An 18,110-nucleotide genomic window follows, 5' to 3' on the forward strand; every position below is an offset into this window, starting at 1 on the left:
CCGCCTGATCGTTCTTGTTATGGGATGGGAAGCAGACTACTGGAATCAGGGACGTTTTCAATCCGACCAATGGGTGCCAGCCGATTGCGAGTCGCCCGCTTCAGTGCTTGAGAGCATCCCACCCGATCGCCATGCGATCAGAGCAACCGCCGGTAGAACCCGTACTCCGCCTCCAGCGCATGGGCGAGGTTGGCAGCCTGGCGGAAGCCGTGGCCTTCGTCGGGATAGAGGTGCACCTCCACCTCGCGGCCCAACTGGCGCAGGGCGTCGACCATGGCGTGGGTCTGCGCGGGGACGACCACGGCGTCGCGGCCACCCTGGAAGAAGATCAGCGGCGCCTCGATGTCCGCCAGGCGCTGCAACGGCGTGCGCTGGCGGTAGCGGTCGGCGTCGAGGTCGGGGTCGCCGATCAGCCAGTCGAGGTAGTCGGCCTCGAACTTGTGGGTGACCCGGCGCAGCGCCAGCGGGTCGCTGACCCCGTAGAGGCTGGCGCCGCCACGGAAGGTGCCGCCCTCGGCCAGGGCCAGCAAGGCGCTGTAGCCGCCGGCACTGCCGCCACGGATGAAGGCCCGCGCGCCGTCGATGCGCCCGGCGGCGGCCAGGTGGGCGACCGCCGCGCAGGCGTCCTCCACCTCGATGCGCCCCCACTCCCCGCGCAGGCGCTGGCGGTAGGCCCGGCCATAGCCGCTGCTGCCCCGGTAATTGAGGTCGAGCACGGCGAAACCGCGCTGGGTCCAGAACGGGATGCGCGGGTCGAACTGCGGGTAGCAGGCCGAGGTCGGCCCGCCATGCATGAACACCAGCAACGGTGGGCGCTCATCCACCGGCCCCTGCACCTCGGCATTGCGCGGCGGGTAGAAGAAGCCGTGAGCGCGCTCGCCCTGGCCGGTATCGAAATCCACGGGCTCCGGGCGTGACAGCTGGGCGTCGGGCAGCGGTTGCTCGCCACCGGCCAGCACCACGACGCGCCCCTCGCTGCGGTCGATGGCGATCACCGCCGGCAGCCGGTCCGGTGCCGAGGCGATGGCATAGAAGTACAACGCATCGAATGCCAGGGCACGGAAGCGGCTGAAGGCCTGCGCCAGGCGTCGCTCACCCGCCCCGCCCTGCTCCACCAGCACGCCGAAGCCCTGCTCGAAACGGCTCGCCAGCAGCCCATCCGCCTCCAGCGGCAGCCAGGTGCAGGCACCCAGTTGCCAGGGCGCGGCGGCGTGATCGGCCTCCACACTGCCCGATACCGGGCGCCAGCCAGCAGCGGATTCCTCCCAGGGCTGCCACCAACCGTGGCGGTCGCTCAGGCACAGCAGACGGCCATCGGCGCTGAAGCGTGGCTGTTGCAGGGACTCCTCGCCCTCGTGGCCCGCCACCTGCCGCGGGTCCTGCCAGGCGCCGTCGTCGTCACGCCGGGCGACGCACAGGCGGGTCGCGGTCCAGGGCTGCTCGGGGCGGTTCCATTCGATCCAGGCCAGGCGGCGACCGGAAGCGTCCAGGGTCGGCGCGGCATAGAAGTCAGCGCCCTCGGCCACCACCCTGCGCGTGCCGTCGCCCAGGGCGATGCTCACCAGGCGATTGCGCACGGCATCACCGCTATGGCACTCCTCCACCGCCAGCAGCGCCTGGCCACGGGCATCGAACTGCAGGTCGCCGTAGCGGCTGCAAAGGCGTCGGGTCAGGGGTCGGGGTTCGCCGTCCACGCTCTGCAGATAGAGCTGCTGGTCCACCTCGTTGACGAAGGCCACGCCCTCGGGGGTCGCACAGAAGGCACCGCCACCGTACTCGTGCACCCGGCTACGCAGGGAAATGCCTGCCGGCGTCAGGCAGCGCGCCTGGCCTTCGCGCCACAGCCAGAGCGTGGTGCGTGCGTCCTGCGGGTCGAAAAGGGTCCATAACAGGCCGTGCGCGCAGCGCTTCAGCTCGGCGAAGTCACGGCTGGCGCCTGCCGCGTCGAGCGCGCTGAAGGTGCTGGGCCAGGTGCCGTAGGGGACGGTGGCGTGGGGCATGGCGATTTCCGGACAGGTCCTCTTGGGTGGGCCCCCGCGTTCGCGAGGGTGACGGTGCAAGGTGCAACCCCGCAGGGCTCCGGCCAGCCCCCGCGAACCCGGGGCCCCACCGAACAGCTCTCACGCCTTGGCGATCAGCTGCGCATTGCCCGGGTTGCGGAATACCAGCTCACCCACGCCCCGTGGCGCCTCCTCGGCCTGGCGGCGGGCGTCGAGGATGATGCCGTGGTGCGCCGACTTGCTGCACACCGGGTCGGCGTTGGCGGCGTCCCCGGTGAGCATGAAGGCCTGGCAGCGGCAGCCGCCGAAGTCGCGGTCCTTCTCGTCGCAGGAGCGGCACGGCTCGGGCATCCAGGCATCGCCCCGGAAGCGGTTGAAGCCGAAGGAGTCCTGCCAGATGTGGCGGATGCTGTGCTCGCGCACGTTGGGGAACTGCACCGGCAGCTGCCGCGCGCTGTGGCAGGGCAGCGCGGTGCCGTCGGGGGTGATGTCGAGGAACAGGTTGCCCCAGCCATTCATGCAGGCCTTGGGTCGCTCCTCGTAATAGTCGGGGGTGACGAAGATCAGCTTGCAGGGGTGGTTCTCGGCCGCCAGCTTGTCGCGGTAGGCATTGGTGATGGCCTCGGCGCGCTCCAGTTGCTCGCGGGTCGGCAGCAGGCCGGCACGGTTGAGCTCGGCCCAGCCGTAGAACTGGCAGGTGGCGAGCTCGACGAAGTCCGCCTCCAGCTCCAGGCACAGCTCGATGATGCGTTCGATGTTGTCGATGTTGTGCCGGTGGGTGACGAAGTTGAGCACCATCGGGTAGCCCGCCGCCTTCACCGCCCGGGCCATGGCCAGCTTCTGGGCGAAGGCCTTGCGCGAGCCGGCCAGCAGGTTGTTCACCGCCTCGTCGGCGGCCTGGAAGCTGATCTGGATATGGTCCAGCCCCGCCTCGGCGAACTCGGCGATGCGCGCCTCGGTGAGGCCGATGCCGGAGGTGATCAGGTTGGTGTAGTAGCCCATGCCGCGCGCCGCGCGGATCAGCTCGGCCAGGTCCTGGCGCACCAGCGGCTCGCCACCGGAGAAGCCCAGCTGCGCCGCCCCCAGCTCACGGGCCTGGCGGAACACCTCGATCCACTCGGCGGTGGACAGCTCCGCGCCCTGGCGGTCGAAGTCCAGGGGGTTGGAGCAGTACGGGCACTGCAACGGGCAGCGGTAGGTCAGCTCTGCCAGCAGCCAAAGCGGCGGGCCGGGCTGGCTGGCCGTGCGGAGCGGTTCAACGCAGCTCGATCCAGAACTGTGCACTGGCCACCTCCATGAACGCGAGGATGTCCTCGTCCACCCCCGGCACATCGGGGAAGCGCCCGGTGAGGTCGTCGATGATGGCGGCGACGCTGCGCTGGCCGTCGATCAGCTTGAGGATTTCGCTGGCGCTCTCGTTGAGCTTGATCATGCCTTCCGGGTAGAGCAGCACGTGGCAGCCCTGGGCCGGCTCGAACTGGAAACGGAAGCCCCGGCGCAGTTGCGGGGTCTTCGATTGCAGCACCTCGCTCATTGCCCCAGCCCCCTGTGCCAGACCCGCTCGCGGGTCACCGTGTGGTACGGCGGGCGCTCCAGCTCGTAGGCCATGCTCATGGCATCGAGCATGCTCCACAGCACGTCGAGCTTGAACTGCAGGATCTCCAGCATGCGCTGTTGGGCCTCGACCGTGCGGTAGTGCGCGAGGGTGATGCGCAGGCCATGCTCCACGTCGCGCCGAGCCTGGGACAGGCGCGAGCGGAAGTAGTCGTAGCCGGCCGGGTCGATCCAGGGGTAGTGGGTGGGCCAGGCATCGAGGCGCGACTGGTGGATCTGCGGCGCGAAGAGCTCGGTCAGCGAGCTGCTCGCCGCCTCCTGCCAGCTGGCGCGGCGGGCGAAGTTGACGTAGGCGTCCACGGCGAAGCGCACGCCCGGCAGCACCAGTTCCTGGGACAGCACCTGCTCACGGTCCAGCCCCACCGCCTCGGCGAGTCGCAGCCAGGCCTCGATACCGCCCGCCTCGCCCGGCGCGCCGTCGTGGTCCTGGATGCGCTGGATCCACTCGCGGCGGGTGTCGCGGTCCGGGCAGTTGGCGAGGATCGCCGCATCCTTCAGCGGGATGCACACCTGGTAGTAGAAGCGGTTGGCCACCCAGCCCTGGATCTGCTCGCGGCTGGCGCGGCCCTGGTACATCGCCACATGGAAGGGATGGTGGATGTGGTAATAGGCGCCCTTGGCGCGCAGCGCCTGTTCGAATTGCTCGGGACTCATGGCGGTCTGTTGCATGGACAGCTCCTCGTTGTTCGGGCCGGCGCTCAGAGGCGGATGGCCATGCCATCGCAGGCCACTTCGATGCCGCGCGCGTCCAGTTCGGCGCGCTCGGCGGAATCGGCATCGAGGATGGGGTTGGTGTTGTTGATGTGAATGAGCACCCGGCGCTTGTCCTGCAGGCCGTCGAGCACCTCCAGCATGCCGCCGGGGCCGCTCTGCGGCAGGTGGCCCATCTCGCTGCCGAGCTTGTCGCCCACCTCGCACACGCGCATCTCGTCGTCGCGCCACAGGGTTCCGTCCACCAGCAGGCAATCGGCGCGGCGCATCCAGCCCTGCAGCGCCTCGTCCACCTGCCCCAGGCCCGGCGCGTAGAACAGCGAGCCGCCGGTGCGCAGGTCCTCGACGAACAGGCCGATGTTGTCGCCCGGGTGCGGGTTGCCCCGGTGCGGCGAATAGGGCGGCGCGCTGCTGCGCAGGGCGATGGCGGTGAAGCGCAGCCCCGGGCAGGCGGGAACGGTGAAGGGCTCGCCGTCCAGGGCGATGGGGTTCCAGGACAGGCCGCCGTTCCAGTGCTGCAGCATGGTGAACAGCGGGAAGCCGCTGGTCAGGTCCTGGTGGACCATCTCCGTGCACCACACCGAATGCGGGCAGCCCTCGCGCAGGGTCAGGAGGCCGGTGACATGGTCGATCTGGCTGTCCATCAGCAGCACGGCGGCGATGGCCGTGTCGCGCAGGCGCCGGGCCGGCTGCAACGCCGGGAAGGCCTCGATCTGCGCGCGGATGTCGGGGGAGGCATTGCACAGCACCCAGTTCACCCCATCATCGCTCAGGGCGATGGAGGACTGGGTACGCGCTTCGGCGTTCAGGGTGCCGGCACGCAGGCCGGCGCAATTGCGGCAGTTGCAGTTCCACTGCGGAAAGCCCCCGCCGGCGGCGGAGCCGAGAATCTGGATATGCATGGGAACCCCTGGCGGGAAGCCCCGGCGAACCGGGGCAAGGACGATCAGCGGTTGGCGAAGTACATGGTCACTTCGAAGCCAATGCGCAGGTCGGTATAGGCGGGTTTAGTCCACATGGGTCGATCCTCTTCTTATTGCGCCGGAGAATTCCGGCAGGTTTGAGTTAACCACCAGGCCCGGTACCCCCGAATGCTACTTTCGAACGAGTTCCGGTCCTGATTTGGTAGCGTGCGTGCGACAGCTGTGCGCCCGCCCGCTACAGCTGTCGCATTCCTGCGACGGCTGCCCATGCGCCGCGCATGGTGCGGCCCGGCGACGAGGCGCCCTGGGCCGGGCCTTGCGGCGGCGTCGAATGCTTCGGGCATGTGCCTTGCTGTCTCCATGCCACCTCCGACGGATGGATAACGGCGGGCGGCTGCCCTGCGGTCTATGGTTGGAGCGTCCGGCCGGGCTACCGGTTCGACAAAAACAACAAGACGCCGAGGCGCGCCCCCAGGGGCCGCCAGCGGCCAACGGGAGTGCCTATGACCTTGCATGCCTCGGAGACCAGCGCCAGCGAACTCGCGGCCTTCGTCGACCATCATTTTTCCGGACGCGGCATCCGCCCCGACGGGCTGATCGCCCAGTCCTGGTACCGCAGCGTCACCCAGCACCGCCTCAACCCGAGCGGGCGCGGCGAGAAGAACATCCTCACCGCCGCCGAGATCCGCCAGCACCAGGCCCAGCACCAGGAATACCTGGCCATCGCCAGCCAGGGCGTCACCGGCCTCGCCCGCCGCGTGGTGCAGGCCGGCTTCGCGGTGCTGCTCAGCGACGAGGACGGCATCACCCTCGATGCCCGACTGCCCGCCGAGCGCGACCGCTACACCCAGTCCGGCCTGATCGTCGGCGCGCGCTGGGACGAGTCCGTGGTCGGCACCAACGGCATCGGCACCGCCCTGGCGGCCGGCCAGGCACTGACCATCCACCGCCAGGAACACTTCCTCGCGGCCAACGCGCGGCTGAGCTGCTCGGTCTCGCCGATCTTCGACGCCCAGGGCCATTTGCGCGGCTGCCTCAACGCCACCTGCCTGAACAGCGACGGGCCCAAGGAGGCGCAGTACCTGACCCTGCAACTGGTGATCATGTATGCCCGGCTGATCGAGAACGCCCACTTCCGCCAGAGCTACCGCGACCGCCTGACCCTGGCCATCAAGCCCCGCGACGACATCACCGACCTGGCCAACGAACAGCTGCTGGCCCTCGACGAGCAGGGACGGGTGATCGGCGCCAACCGCGCGGCCTTCGTCGCCTACGAGGAAGACCCGGGCAGCCCCCTGCTCGGCCGGCGCATCGACAGCCTGTTGCCGGCCAATGTCGACGAGTTGCTCAGCCTCACCAGCGGCGGCGCCCGTGGCGTGCGCCTGCGCGCCCTGCAGGGCGAGGCCCTGGTGGACGTCGGCCTGCGCATCCCCGCCGGGCACCTGCGCCCGGCCACGCCCGCGCCACAGGTGCGCACGCCGGCCAGCGAGCACCCCGGCCTGGAACGCCTCGGCGGCAGCGACGCGCAGTTGCAGCAAGGCGTGCGGCGCATCCGCAAGGTGATCGACAAGGGCATCCCCATCCTCGTCACCGGCGAGACCGGCACCGGCAAGGAGGCCTTCGCCCGCGCCATCCACCAGGCCAGCGCCCGTCGCGCGGGGCCCTTCGTGGCGCTCAATTGCGCGGCCATCCCCGAGACGCTGATCGAGAGCGAGCTGTTCGGCTACCGCGGCGGCAGCTTCACCGGCGCCAGCAAGAAGGGCATGAAGGGCAAGCTGGAACTGGCCAACGGCGGCACCCTGTTCCTCGACGAGATCGGCGACATGCCCGCCCACCTGCAGACGCGCCTGCTGCGCGTGCTGGCCGAGCGCGAGATCTTCCCCCTGGGCGCCGAGACGCCGGTGCCGCTGGATGTGCAGGTGGTCTCCGCCACCCACCAGGACCTGGCCGGGATGATCCAGGCCAAGGCGTTCCGCGAAGACCTGTTCTACCGCCTCAGCGGCATGACCCTTTCCCTGCCGGCCCTGCGCGAGCGCAGCGACCGCGCCGAGCTGATCGACGCCCTGCTCGCCACCCAGCCCGGCGCCGAAGGGCTGCGCCTGGATGATGCGGCCCGCCAGCGCCTGCTCGCCCATCCCTGGCCGGGCAATATCCGCCAGTTGCTCAATGCCCTGCGCTACGCCGTGGCCCTGGCCGAGGATGGCGTGGTCGACTGCGATTGCCTGCCCGCCGAGCTGCATCAGGCCGCCTTCCCCGTGCCGCCGGTCAGCCGCGCCGAACCCGCCAGCCTCGCCGACCAGCTGGGCGACGACGAGGCCCGCCACCTGCTGGCCACCCTGCGCCAGCACCGCTGGAACATCAGCGCGGCGGCCGACGCCAGCGGCATTTCCCGTTCCACGCTGTACCGCAAGATGAAGAAGCACGGCATCGTCCAGCCCAATGAAATGTTCTGACCCGTAGGGGCGAATTCATTCGCGATCGGGCGTGACGGCAAACACCGCCGCCACGCCTGCCCCTCACTCCTGGATGTACACCACATGGGTGTGGGTGAACTCGTACAGCCCGTGCTTGCCGTCCGCGCCGCCGATGCCGGATTTGCGCGTGCCGGCGTGGTAGCCCTGCATGGCCTCGAAGTTCTCGCGGTTGACGTAGGTTTCGCCGAAGTCGATCTCGCGGCTGGCCTTGAGCGCCGCACCGAGGCTGCGGGTGTAGATCGATGAGGTCAGGCCGTACTCGCTGTCGTTGGCCAGGGCGATGGCTTCGTCGAGGTCGTCGACGATCTGGATCGGCAGCACCGGGCCGAAGATCTCCTTGCGCATGATCTCCATGTCCGCCTTGCAGCCAGCGAGCACCGTGGGCTGGTAGTGGAAGCCCTTGCCCTTGTCGGCCACGGCGCCGCCGGTCACCACCTGGGCGCCCTGGCCCTGGGCGGTGCGCACCATCTGCGCAACCTTGTCCAGGCCGGCCTGGTTGATCAGCGGGCCCATGTCCAGCTCGGCGTCCTCCGAGGGGTCGCCATAGCGGGTGGCGGCCATGGCCGAGGCGATCCTGTCGATGAAGGCATCGGCCACCTTGCGCTCCACGTAGACGCGCTCGGCGCAGTTGCACACCTGCCCGGTGTTGATCACCCGCGAGGCGGTGATGGCGGTCACCGCCAGGTCCAGGTCGGCATCGGCGAGGACGATGGCCGGGGCCTTGCCGCCCAGCTCCAGGTTGAGCTTGGTGATGTTCGGCGCGGCGGCGGCCATGATCCGCGCGCCGGTGCCGACGCTGCCGGTGAAGCTGATCAGGTCCACCCCGGCATGGCTGGTGAGGCTGTGGCCGACGCTGGCACCGCGCCCGCCGACGACGTTGAACACGCCGCTGGGCAGGTCGGTCTCGGCCACCAGGCGGGCGAATTCGTAGCAGTTGATCGGCGTCTCTTCGCTGGGCTTGATGACGATGGTGTTGCCGGTCAGCAGGGCCGGCGCCATCTTCCTCGCGATGAGGAAGAACGGGAAGTTCCACGGCAGGATGCCAGCCACCACGCCCAGCGGCTTGCGCAGTAGGAACACGTGCTCGTTGACCCGGTCGCTGGTCAGCACCTCGCCTTCCAGGCGCCGTGCCCACTCGGCCATGTAGTCCAGGTAGTCGGCGGTGAAGTCGACTTCCACCCGCGCCAGCGACGGGACCTTGCCCTGCTCGCGGGTGATGATCCGCGCCAGGCGCTCGGCGTTGGCGCGCACCTTGGTGGCGATCTGGCGCAGGTAGCCGGCGCGTTCGATGGCGGGCTTCGCGGCCCAGGCCTTCTGCGCGCCACGGGCGGCGGCGATGGCGCGCTCCACCTGCTCGACGGGGGATTCCGGCACCCGTGCCAGCAGCTCGGCGTTGGCCGGGTTGTGCACCTCGATGTGCTGGTCGCTGCCGACGAAGGCGTTGGCGATGTAGTTCTGGTAGAGGGGGGTCTCGGTCATGGTCGCTCTCGCTTGCTTTCAGGGAGGGGAACGGGCGGGCATCCGGCCCGCCCGGCGGATCACTTGGCGCTGAAGCGCGTCCAGGCGTCGCCTTCCTGCTTCAGGTCATGGGCGCGCTTGATCAGGTACTGGTGGATCTGCTCGACCTCGGCGGCGTTGAAGGCCTCGGCGAAGGACGGCATGCCGTCGGGCACGCGACCGCCGTAGAGGATGCCGAGGAACATCTGGTGCTTCTCGGTCGTCAGCTTGCGCAGGTCCGGCAGCACGCCGCCGCTCACCGCATGGATGCCGTGGCACTGCGAGCAATGGCCGTCGTAGAGCTTGGCGCCGGCCTCCACATCCGCGGCGCTGGCGGTCAGCGGCGGCGGCTCCGGGGCGTCGGCCGGCGGTGCCGGTTCCTGCAGCTTGGCGGTGCCGCCGAGCTTGTAGGTCAGCACCTGGGAGAAGGGCTGCACGCCAGCGCGCAGGGACAGGGCCCCGGCGAAGGTGGAGAAGGCGCCGCCCCAGCCGGCCATGAAGGTCACGTACTGCTCGCCGTCGACGCTGTAGGTCACCGGTGCCGCCATCACGCCGCTGGCAGCGGGCTGCTCCCAGAGCTTCTTGCCGCTGTCGGCGGCGTAGGCGATCACCCGGCCATCGGCGCTGCCCTCGAACACCAGGTTGCCCGCCGTGCTCAGGGTGCCGCCGTTGAAGATGGTGACGTAGGGCACTTCCCAGGCCGGTTCCTGCTTCACCGGGTCCCAGGCGATCAGCTTGCCGGACCAGGTCTTGGCCATCTCCAGCAGGCCGTCCGGGCCCTCGGGCATCATCCCGGTCTTCAGGCCCAGCTGGTACATGCTCTTGAACGGGTTGCGCCTGGGCGCGTCCGGGATGTGCTCGTAGTAGGCCGACATGATGTGCGCCGGGATGTACACCAGCCCGGTGTCGGGGTTGTAGGACATCGGGTGCCAGTCATGGGCGCCCCAGAAGGCCGGCGTCACCAGGTTGCGCTTGCCGTTCTTCCAGTAGGCGGCGTTCTCCTCGTCGACGATGGGCCGGCCGGTCTTCATGTCCATGCCCTTGGTCCAGTTCTGCGGCACGATGCCCTTGGCCGAGAGCAACTCGCCGGTGGCGCGGTCGATGACGTAGAAGAAGCCGTTCTTCGGCGCCTGCATCAGCACCTTGCGCGGCTTCCCCTCGATGGGCAGCTCGGCGAGGATCATGTGCTGGGTGGCGGTGAAGTCCCAGGCATCGCCGGGGGTGGTCTGGTAGTGCCAGGCGTATTCGCCGGTGTCGGCGTTGACCGCGACTATGGAGGACAGGAACAGGTTGTCGCCCTTGGCCTGGCTGCGCCATTTCGGGTCCCACAGCGAGCCGTTGCCGACGCCGATGTAGAGCAGGTTGAGCTCCGGGTCGAAGGCGAACGAGTCCCAGGCGGTGCCGCCGCCACCCTGCTCGACGAAGGCGTCGCCGTGCCAGGTCTTGCGGGCGATCTCCATGGCCTTGTCTTCCGGCGGCAGCTTGGGGTCGCCCGGCACGGTGAAGAAGCGCCAGGCCTGCTTGCCGGTCTCGGCGTCGTAGGCGGTGACGTAGCCGCGCACGCCGAACTCGGCGCCGCCGTTGCCGATGATCACCTTGCCGTTCACCACGCGTGGCGCGCCGGTGATGGTGTAGCTGCGCGTCTTGTCGTTGCGCGTGTCCACCGACCACACGCGCGTGCCGGTCTTGGCGTCGATGGCCTCCAGGCGGCCGTCGAGCACGCCGACGTAGACCTTGTCCTTCCACACCGCCACACCCCGGTTCACCGCGTCGCAGCAGGCCTCGCCGGCGCGATTGCGGTCCGATTGCGGGTCGTACTTCCACAGCAACTTGCCGTTGCGCGCATCCAGGGCGTAGACCACCGAGAACGGCCCGGTGGTGTACATCACCCCGTCGACCACGATGGGCGTGGCTTCGACGCCGCGATCCAGGTCCAGCTTGTAGCTCCAGGCCAGGCCGAGCTTGCCGACGTTGCCGTCGTTGATGGCCTTCAACGGGCTGTAGCGCTGCTCGTCGTAGGTGCGCCCGTGGCTCATCCAGTTACCGGGCTCCTGGTCGGCGGCGATGATGCGCTTGCCGTCCACGTCCGCCGCCCACGCGGCCGAGGAACAGGCCACGCCCAGGGCGATGGCGGCGATCAGGTGCTTGAGGGTCGAGGCGGTGGGCGGCGGCTCCCAGCCTCCGCTGCGTTGCAGGCCGATGTGCTTCATCAGTGGGTCTCCGATTCTTATTAGGGCCGCGGCCTCGCGCCACGGTCCCAGCCCTATCGCAATGGCTGTGCCAGCGTTGCGCTGGATGGCTGCAGGGCCCGTGGCAGAGGGGTTTGGCGGCTTGATCGGAGAGGCGCCCTCAATCTCCCTGGGCGGGCAGATGTCGCAGGTGCGGGACAGGCGCAATGGGAGGTGGAACAGCTGTGTCAGGGTCCGGATGACACAGCGGGGTCATCGCGAAACGGGATCGCCATGGATCTCCGGCGAGCTCGCTTGGTGGATGAAAAGAGCGTCATCCACCCTACGAATCACCGCGCCCGAACCGACCTCGGCGGTGATCGGAATGTAGGGTGGACCGCGCTTCATCGGTCCACCATTGCGGAGCTCGGCCGAGCCCCGAAAGGTGGCCTGTGGGAGCGGCTTCAGCCGCGAAAGACCTGCCGCCAGCACGGTGCTTCGAGTGGCCGGATGCGCCATCGCGAATGAATTCGCTCCCACACGGTGGATTCGCATGAGCAAAAAAAACGGCCCCGAAGGGCCGTGGCTCGACACTCATCCGCCCGCCGGAGTGTGCAGCTTGCGCGGGGGTTGGTGGTCGACAAGGGGATTCGGCCCGCAGGCGGCGGGCCGGTCCAGGCTCGGGGATCAGAAGAAGCCCAGGGGGTTGATGTCGTAGCTCACCAGCAGGTTCTTGGTCTGCTGGTAGTGGTCGAGCATCATCTTGTGGGTCTCGCGGCCGACGCCGGATTTCTTGTAGCCACCGAAGGCGGCGTGGGCCGGGTACAGGTGGTAGCAGTTGGTCCACACGCGGCCGGCCTTGATGCCACGGCCCATGCGGTAGGCGCGGTTGATGTCGCGGGTCCACAGGCCGGCGCCGAGGCCGAACTCGGTGTCGTTGGCGATCGCCAGGGCTTCCGCCTCGTCCTTGAAGGTGGTGACGCCGACCACCGGGCCGAAGATCTCTTCCTGGAACACGCGCATCTTGTTGTGGCCTTTCAGCAGGGTCGGCTGGATGTAGTAGCCGCTGGCGAGATCGCCACCCAGGCGCTCGGAAGCACCGCCGGCGAGCAGCTCGGCACCCTCCTGCTGGGCGATGTCGAGGTAGCTGAGGATCTTGTCGTACTGCTGCTCGGAGGCCTGGGCGCCGACCATGGTGTCGGTGTCCAGCGGGTTGCCGCGCTTGATCGCCTTGATCTTCTTCATCACCTCGACCATGAACGGCTCGAAGATCGACTCCTGCACCAGCGCCCGCGACGGGCAGGTGCACACTTCGCCCTGGTTGAAGAAGGCCAGCACCAGGCCCTCGGCGGCCTTCTCGATGAAGGCAGGCTCTGCCTGCATGATGTCTTCGAAGAAGATGTTCGGGCTCTTGCCGCCCAGCTCGACGGTGGACGGAATGATGTTCTCCGCCGCGCAATGCATGATGTGCGCGCCCACCGGGGTGGAGCCGGTGAAGGCGATCTTGGCGATGCGCTTGCTGGTGGCCAGGGCCTGGCCCGCTTCCTTGCCGAAGCCCTGGACGATGTTGAGCACGCCCGGGGGCAGCAGGTCGCTGATGATCTCGGCCAGCACCATGATCGACAGCGGGGTCTGCTCGGCGGGTTTCAGCACCACGCAGTTGCCGGCGGCCAGGGCCGGGGCCAGCTTCCAGGCGGCCATCAGCAGCGGGAAGTTCCACGGGATGATCTGCCCGACCACACCCAGCGGCTCGTGGAAGTGGTAGGCGGCGGTGTGTTCGTTGATCTCGGCGGCGGAACCTTCCTGGGCGCGGATGCAGCCGGCGAAGTAGCGGAAATGGTCGGCGGCCAGCGGCACGTCGGCGTTCAGCGTCTCGCGCACGGCCTTGCCGTTGTCCCAGGTCTCGGTGACGGCGAGCACTTCCAGGTTCGCTTCGATGCGGTCGGCGATTTTCAGCAGGATCAGCGCGCGGTCCTGCACGGAGGTCTTGCCCCAGGCATCGGCGGCGGCGTGGGCGGCGTCCAGCGCGCGGTCGATGTCGGCGGCGTCGGAGCGGGGGAATTCGGCGATCACCTCGCCATTGACCGGCGAGGTATTGGTGAAGTACTGCCCGGCCAGCGGCGCGACGAACTCGCCGTTGATGAAGTTGCCGTAGCGCGGCTTGAAGGTGACGACGGCGCCAGGGGTACCCGGTTGCGCATAGATCATGACGATGGCCTCTCTTGTCGGTGCCCGGCCGAGACGTGGCCGGGTGATGGGCCGATCTTAGTCAGCGCCCCGGAGCCCCCGGAATGCCCCCATGGAAGCGATGCCTTACTCATTTGGTAGTAGATGCAGCGGACGGTTCGAGGCCTCTGCCATCGGCGTTACGGCCTGATCACATCGCCCCGTGGGTTGGGCTGAGGCACGAAGCCCGACATGACGCGGCCCAGGCATTGCATCGTTGGGCCTCGCTACGCTCGGCGCCAACCTACGGACCGTGCGGGCTCAGCCCTGCTCGGGGCGGTAGCCCAGGCGCAGGCCGCCCCAGTGGCGGCCACGGATGTAGATCGGCACCGAGAGGTCGTGCATCAGCTCGCCGGTGTCGCGGGTGTAGGTCTGCAGCAGCAGCGGCTTCTGGTGGCTGCCGCAGCGGATGCCGGTGCGGTCGCTGAACTTGCGCTTGCTGCGGCTGCGCAGCATGTCCACCTGCGGATCGCCGACGGGCGGGTGGGCGAAGGCCTGGTTGTGGGTGGGCACGTAGCCTTCGGGGGTGCAGGCGATGGCGAAGACCAGGCCCTCGTGGCGCTTGAGCAACGGCTCCTGGATCGCCGGCAGCACCTGGTCGGCGTAGCTGTCGAAGCGGGTGCGGAACTTGGGCGGCGCCGTGTTGGGCACCGCCTGGTAGTGGCGGTCGAAGAGATCCTCCAGCCCCACCCTGCCCTGCTCGATGTCCGCCTCGAAGCGCCGGGCGATCTGCTCGGCGCCTTCGCGCGCCAGGTCGTAGACGCGCTGGTGGTAGTCATCCAGGCCGACTTCGGCGAGGCGCTCGCTGATGGTCTCCGCCTGGCCCTCCAGTTGCACCGCCGCCTCGGCCAGGCGCTGGGTCTGCTGGTCGCTGATGCCCAGGTCGCTGCGCACCTGGTCGACGGCGGCGAACAGGCTGGTGAGCTGCTCGCGGTTGGTCTCGGCGCCGCTGGCGATGGCGCCGATCTGCTCCTCCACGCCCACCGCCAGGCCGGCGATGCTTTCCAGGTGATGGCCGGTGAGCTCGACCTGGGCGACACCCTCGTCCAGCTCGGTGGACAGGCGCTCGATCTGCGCCACCACCTCGGCGGTCTGCCGCTGGATGTCGGCGACCATCTGCCCCACCTCCTCCGTGGCGCTGGCCGTGCGCCCGGCCAGGCCGCGCACCTCGTCGGCGACCACGGCGAAACCGCGCCCGTGTTCCCCGGCCCGCGCCGCCTCGATGGCGGCGTTGAGCGCCAGGAGGTTGGTCTGGCTGGCGACCGACTGGATCACCGATGTCACCCGCTGGATCTCCTCGCTGCGCTGGCTGAGGGTGGCGATCAGCTCACGGCTGTCGCGAGCGCGGGCATTGAGGGCGTGCATGCGTTCGATGGCACTGCGCAGCACCTCGCGCCCGGCCTCGCTGCTCTGCCGCGCCTCGCGGGCGGAGGCCTGGGCCTCCAGGCTGAGTCGCGTGGTGGCCTCCTCGGTATCGATCATCACCTCGGCGCTGGCGACGATGCGCGCGGCGGCGTCCAGCTGCGACTCCAGGCGCTCGCCCAACTGCTTCACCGAATAGGCCACGCCTGCGGCGGACAGCGCGTTGTGGCTGGTGGTGAAGGACAACTCGCGGGTCAGGCGGGCGATGTCCGTGCCCGCCTGCGCCGGTGCCTCGGCAGCCGCCCGGCGGCTGGCCAGCCGCGGCAACCAAGGCACGACGACCAGGCCCGCGAGCGCGACGGCCCAGGGCAGCCAGGCGAGGTGGATGGCGAGCAGCAGGATGGCGGCAAGCAGGGATTGAGCGCAGGCGAGCGCGACGGGCAGGCGGGACGACGACATCGGAGCACCTCGTGCAGCACCGGCCGATGACGCCTCCCCGGCAGGGATGGAGGCCGGCAGTGTCTTTTGATTGGTGCCCGCATTAAATCCCTCCATCGCGGGGCTGCACAGCCTGGCCGCCTAGCCATTTAGTCTTAGTACGACATGGCGAAAGGCGTGGCATGGGCCTGGCCATGGGGAGTAGCGCGGCGTTGCTCCACGCAGGTGCAACGGCCGCTCCGGCCTGGCGGGACGGCCGCCAGGCCAGGCGGCCGGCCAACACCATCAGTGGGTCACGACCTCGGCGGGCTCGCGGCGCTTCAGGTAGTTGTCGAAGAGCTGGTTGGCGTTGCCCAGCGACATCAGGTGCGCGTAGATCCAGCCCAGGAAGCCACTGCGGTGCAGGTCCAGGACCTGCTCATCCGCCAGCGCCAGGAACTTCTCCTCATCCACCGCCAGGAAATCGCTCAGCACGAAGCTCTCGCCACTGGAATGGGACAGTTTGATGGCACGCGGGCTGAGCAGTTCGAGGGCGTGCAGCTTCTCGACGAACGCACGGGTCCGCTCCATCTCTGCCGTGAAGTTCTGCAGGAACTGGATCATTTCATCCAGGTAGTCGCTGTTGCGCCCTTGCTCGTCGAACAGGTCCTTGCCCTGCTCTTCGCTCCAGCCGGTGAAGGCCGCGTCGAAGCACACGGTGAAGTTGCTGGCTTCGTCCTGCGCCAGGACGAAGGGGTAGCGGCGGATGAACGCCGGGATGTAGGTGTTGGCCTGCCAGCGCTGCTCATCGTCGAGGTAGCCGTTGTGCCCCTCCTTCAGCCCCAGCAGCGCGATCGGCGTGGCCTGGCTGCCCTCGCCGATGAACACCAGCGGGTAGTGGCGCGCCGCCTGGAAGAACTCCAGGCCGGCGACCGGCACCAGGTGGGTGGACGCGGCGAAGTCGCAGTTCTCCGACTGCTGCAGCTTGAGCGCCTGGTGCTGCTCGCGGTTGAGGGCCTGGATATCCTTGTAAAGCAACAGCGTGGTCATCTTGGTTCTCCGTTCTATCGATTGAGGGGTCAACGCAGGACAATCTGGGCCAGCACCTGTCCGCTGTCCTGGTCGGGCACCACATCCTTGAGTGTGTTGGCCGCGACCAGGCTCAGGCTCAGGTGCCGGCCCCAGTTGAAATTCAGGCCCACACCCACGCTTTGCAGGTCGATGTCGGCGATGCCGAGCTCCATGGCCCGGCCGTAGTCGAAGAAGACGAAGGGCTGCCAGCGCTCGCTCGGTCGCCACCAGGCCTCCAGGTTCAGCGTCGCCCCCTGGGGCGAGGAGATCACCCCTGGGTCGTAGCCGCGGACACTGCTGATGCCGCCGAACTGGTAGAACAGCGACGCCGGCAGCGCCTGGGTATCGCTGGCGAACTGCCAGCCGAACCGCCCCACCAGCTCATACCGCTCGCCCAAAGCGCGGGACAGGTAGCCCTGGCCGTTGAGCAGGCCGTAGCTACCCCCGTCCCCGCTCACGGCGTTGTCCACCTTCGCCTGGCGGACGCGCTGTTCGTAGCGCAGGTACCAGGGCGCGGAGCGGTACTCCACCTGGCCGCGCAGGAAGCCTTCCCGGGTATCCACCTCGCTCAGGGTGAAGCCCTCGATGGTGTTCTCGGAGCGCTGCTGGTTGTAGCCGACGCCCCCCTGCAGGACCCAGTGCTCGTCCAGCCACCAGGGTTGGTCGAAGCCCAGCGTCCAGGTCCTGGACTCGCCCTCGATGTTCAGTGCGGCCAGCGGCCCCTCCTCGACGGTCATGCTGTTGCCACCCACCTCGCCATAGGCGACACCGTTCCAGCGATTGACCGGGCGGCTGTAGCGCAGGCTGCCGTACTGCGACCCGGAGGTCGCCACCAGCAACAGGTTGAGGGCGTCGGCGGCACCGGTCGGCGAGAACCAGGTCAGGCTGCCGCCGTACTGCTCGCGGCCGGTGCCCTCGTTCCCGTAGTTGTTGGCGAACAGGCTCCATTGCAGGCTGTCGGGCTCGAAGGCCTCCAGCTCGACCGATGTGGTGCCGAACCGTGCGCCCGGCGCCAGGCTGGCCGTCACCTGGGGGCCGGGCGTGGTCGCGTTGAAGCGCTGGATGGCATTCATCAGGGCCGGGCTGTCCAGGGTCGTGCCCGGTTCGACATGCAGGCGCCGATCATAGAATGCATCGTCCACCCGGCGCGGGCCGCCCTTCCAGGAAACCTGGTCGACCTTGGCCTCCACCAGCACGATGCGAAGCTGGCCGCCCTCCAGGCTCTGCGCAGGGATCAGGGCGCGGGCCGTCAGTTGCCCGCGCGCCTCGTACAGCTCGTTGATCTCCCTGAGCAGGCGGTTCAGGTCCTCGAAGCCAATCTCGCGCCCGACATAGTGCCGCGCCATGGCCTCCAGTTGCTCGCGCGGCAGGTACTCGGAGGCGTTGAAGCCGATGCCGGAGAGGACAAAGCGTTCCCCACCCTCCGACAGCCGCTGGACCTCCGGTTCGTCGCCCCGCAGCGCCGGCACCTGGGTACGCCGCGCGCGCTCCTCGATACGCCGTTGCTGCTGGATCTGCTCGATCTGCTCGCGCTGCAGGTTGGGGTTCACCAACCCCGGCACCTGGGGCGCGATCGTTTCGGCCAGGGCCGGCAAGGGCCCGGCGGCCAGGCCCGTCAGCAACAGCCAGGAACAGCGACGGGTCATG

At 68.8% G+C, this 18,110-nt stretch carries 13 protein-coding genes; 1 reads left to right on the forward strand and 12 read right to left on the reverse strand.

Annotated elements, in window-relative coordinates; translation table 11 throughout:
- Nucleotides 1–137: 137 nt before the first annotated feature.
- The 6 genes from PHLH3_RS20780 to pqqA form a co-directional block, all read right to left on the reverse strand.
- On the reverse strand, nt 138–2,000 hold the full coding sequence (locus PHLH3_RS20780; protein ID WP_213625617.1) for a S9 family peptidase: 1,863 nt from the start codon (nt 1,998–2,000) through the stop codon (nt 138–140).
- 120 nt (nt 2,001–2,120) lie between these two features.
- Entirely contained in the window at nt 2,121–3,284 is a 1,164-nt protein-coding gene (gene pqqE / locus PHLH3_RS20785) for a pyrroloquinoline quinone biosynthesis protein PqqE (RefSeq protein ID WP_213625618.1), read from the reverse strand.
- Nucleotides 3,256–3,534, reverse strand: a complete 279-nt coding sequence (gene pqqD / locus PHLH3_RS20790; RefSeq protein ID WP_043241947.1) for a pyrroloquinoline quinone biosynthesis peptide chaperone PqqD — start codon at nt 3,532–3,534, stop codon at nt 3,256–3,258. Before pqqD ends, pqqE begins: the two co-directional genes overlap by 29 nt.
- Complete coding sequence (pqqC, locus tag PHLH3_RS20795) at nt 3,531–4,283, reverse strand: pyrroloquinoline-quinone synthase PqqC (protein ID WP_021222616.1); 753 nt, start codon at nt 4,281–4,283, stop codon at nt 3,531–3,533. The genes pqqD and pqqC overlap by 4 nt, the downstream gene beginning before the upstream one ends.
- A 29-nt stretch (nt 4,284–4,312) precedes the next feature.
- On the reverse strand, nt 4,313–5,227 hold the full coding sequence (pqqB, locus tag PHLH3_RS20800) for a pyrroloquinoline quinone biosynthesis protein PqqB (RefSeq protein WP_213625619.1): 915 nt from the start codon (nt 5,225–5,227) through the stop codon (nt 4,313–4,315).
- A 44-nt stretch (nt 5,228–5,271) separates the two neighbouring features.
- On the reverse strand, nt 5,272–5,343 hold the full coding sequence (pqqA, locus tag PHLH3_RS20805) for a pyrroloquinoline quinone precursor peptide PqqA (RefSeq protein WP_003243383.1): 72 nt from the start codon (nt 5,341–5,343) through the stop codon (nt 5,272–5,274).
- 408 nt (nt 5,344–5,751) lie between these two features.
- Between pqqA and PHLH3_RS20810 the strand changes: the two genes are divergently transcribed.
- Complete coding sequence (locus tag PHLH3_RS20810; protein ID WP_213625620.1) at nt 5,752–7,701, forward strand: sigma-54-dependent Fis family transcriptional regulator; 1,950 nt, start codon at nt 5,752–5,754, stop codon at nt 7,699–7,701.
- Nucleotides 7,702–7,764: 63 nt separating this feature from the next.
- On the opposite strand, the gene aldA is transcribed toward PHLH3_RS20810, so the two are convergent.
- The 6 genes from aldA to PHLH3_RS20840 all read right to left on the reverse strand — a co-directional run bounded on the left by aldA (nt 7,765) and on the right by PHLH3_RS20840 (nt 18,109).
- Nucleotides 7,765–9,201, reverse strand: coding sequence for an aldehyde dehydrogenase (aldA, locus tag PHLH3_RS20815; RefSeq protein WP_213625621.1), 1,437 nt, complete (start codon nt 9,199–9,201; stop codon nt 7,765–7,767).
- Nucleotides 9,202–9,260: 59 nt separating this feature from the next.
- Nucleotides 9,261–11,429 carry a PQQ-dependent dehydrogenase, methanol/ethanol family gene (locus PHLH3_RS20820; protein WP_213625622.1) on the reverse strand — a complete coding sequence of 723 codons (2,169 nt, stop codon included), beginning with the start codon at nt 11,427–11,429 and terminating at the stop codon, nt 9,261–9,263.
- Nucleotides 11,430–12,074: 645 nt separating this feature from the next.
- Entirely contained in the window at nt 12,075–13,595 is a 1,521-nt protein-coding gene (locus tag PHLH3_RS20825; protein ID WP_213625623.1) for an aldehyde dehydrogenase family protein, read from the reverse strand.
- Nucleotides 13,596–13,874: 279 nt separating this feature from the next.
- Complete coding sequence (locus PHLH3_RS20830) at nt 13,875–15,434, reverse strand: methyl-accepting chemotaxis protein (RefSeq protein ID WP_213625624.1); 1,560 nt, start codon at nt 15,432–15,434, stop codon at nt 13,875–13,877.
- 264 nt (nt 15,435–15,698) lie between these two features.
- Complete coding sequence (locus PHLH3_RS20835) at nt 15,699–16,442, reverse strand: SapC family protein (RefSeq protein ID WP_213625625.1); 744 nt, start codon at nt 16,440–16,442, stop codon at nt 15,699–15,701.
- 29 nt (nt 16,443–16,471) lie between these two features.
- Nucleotides 16,472–18,109, reverse strand: a complete 1,638-nt coding sequence (locus PHLH3_RS20840) for a ShlB/FhaC/HecB family hemolysin secretion/activation protein (protein WP_213625626.1) — start codon at nt 18,107–18,109, stop codon at nt 16,472–16,474.
- Between the last annotated feature and the right edge of the window lies 1 nt (nt 18,110).

The sequence above is a fragment of the Pseudomonas sp. Pc102 genome (genome assembly GCF_018408275.1).
GTDB lineage: Bacteria > Pseudomonadota > Gammaproteobacteria > Pseudomonadales > Pseudomonadaceae > Metapseudomonas > Metapseudomonas tohonis.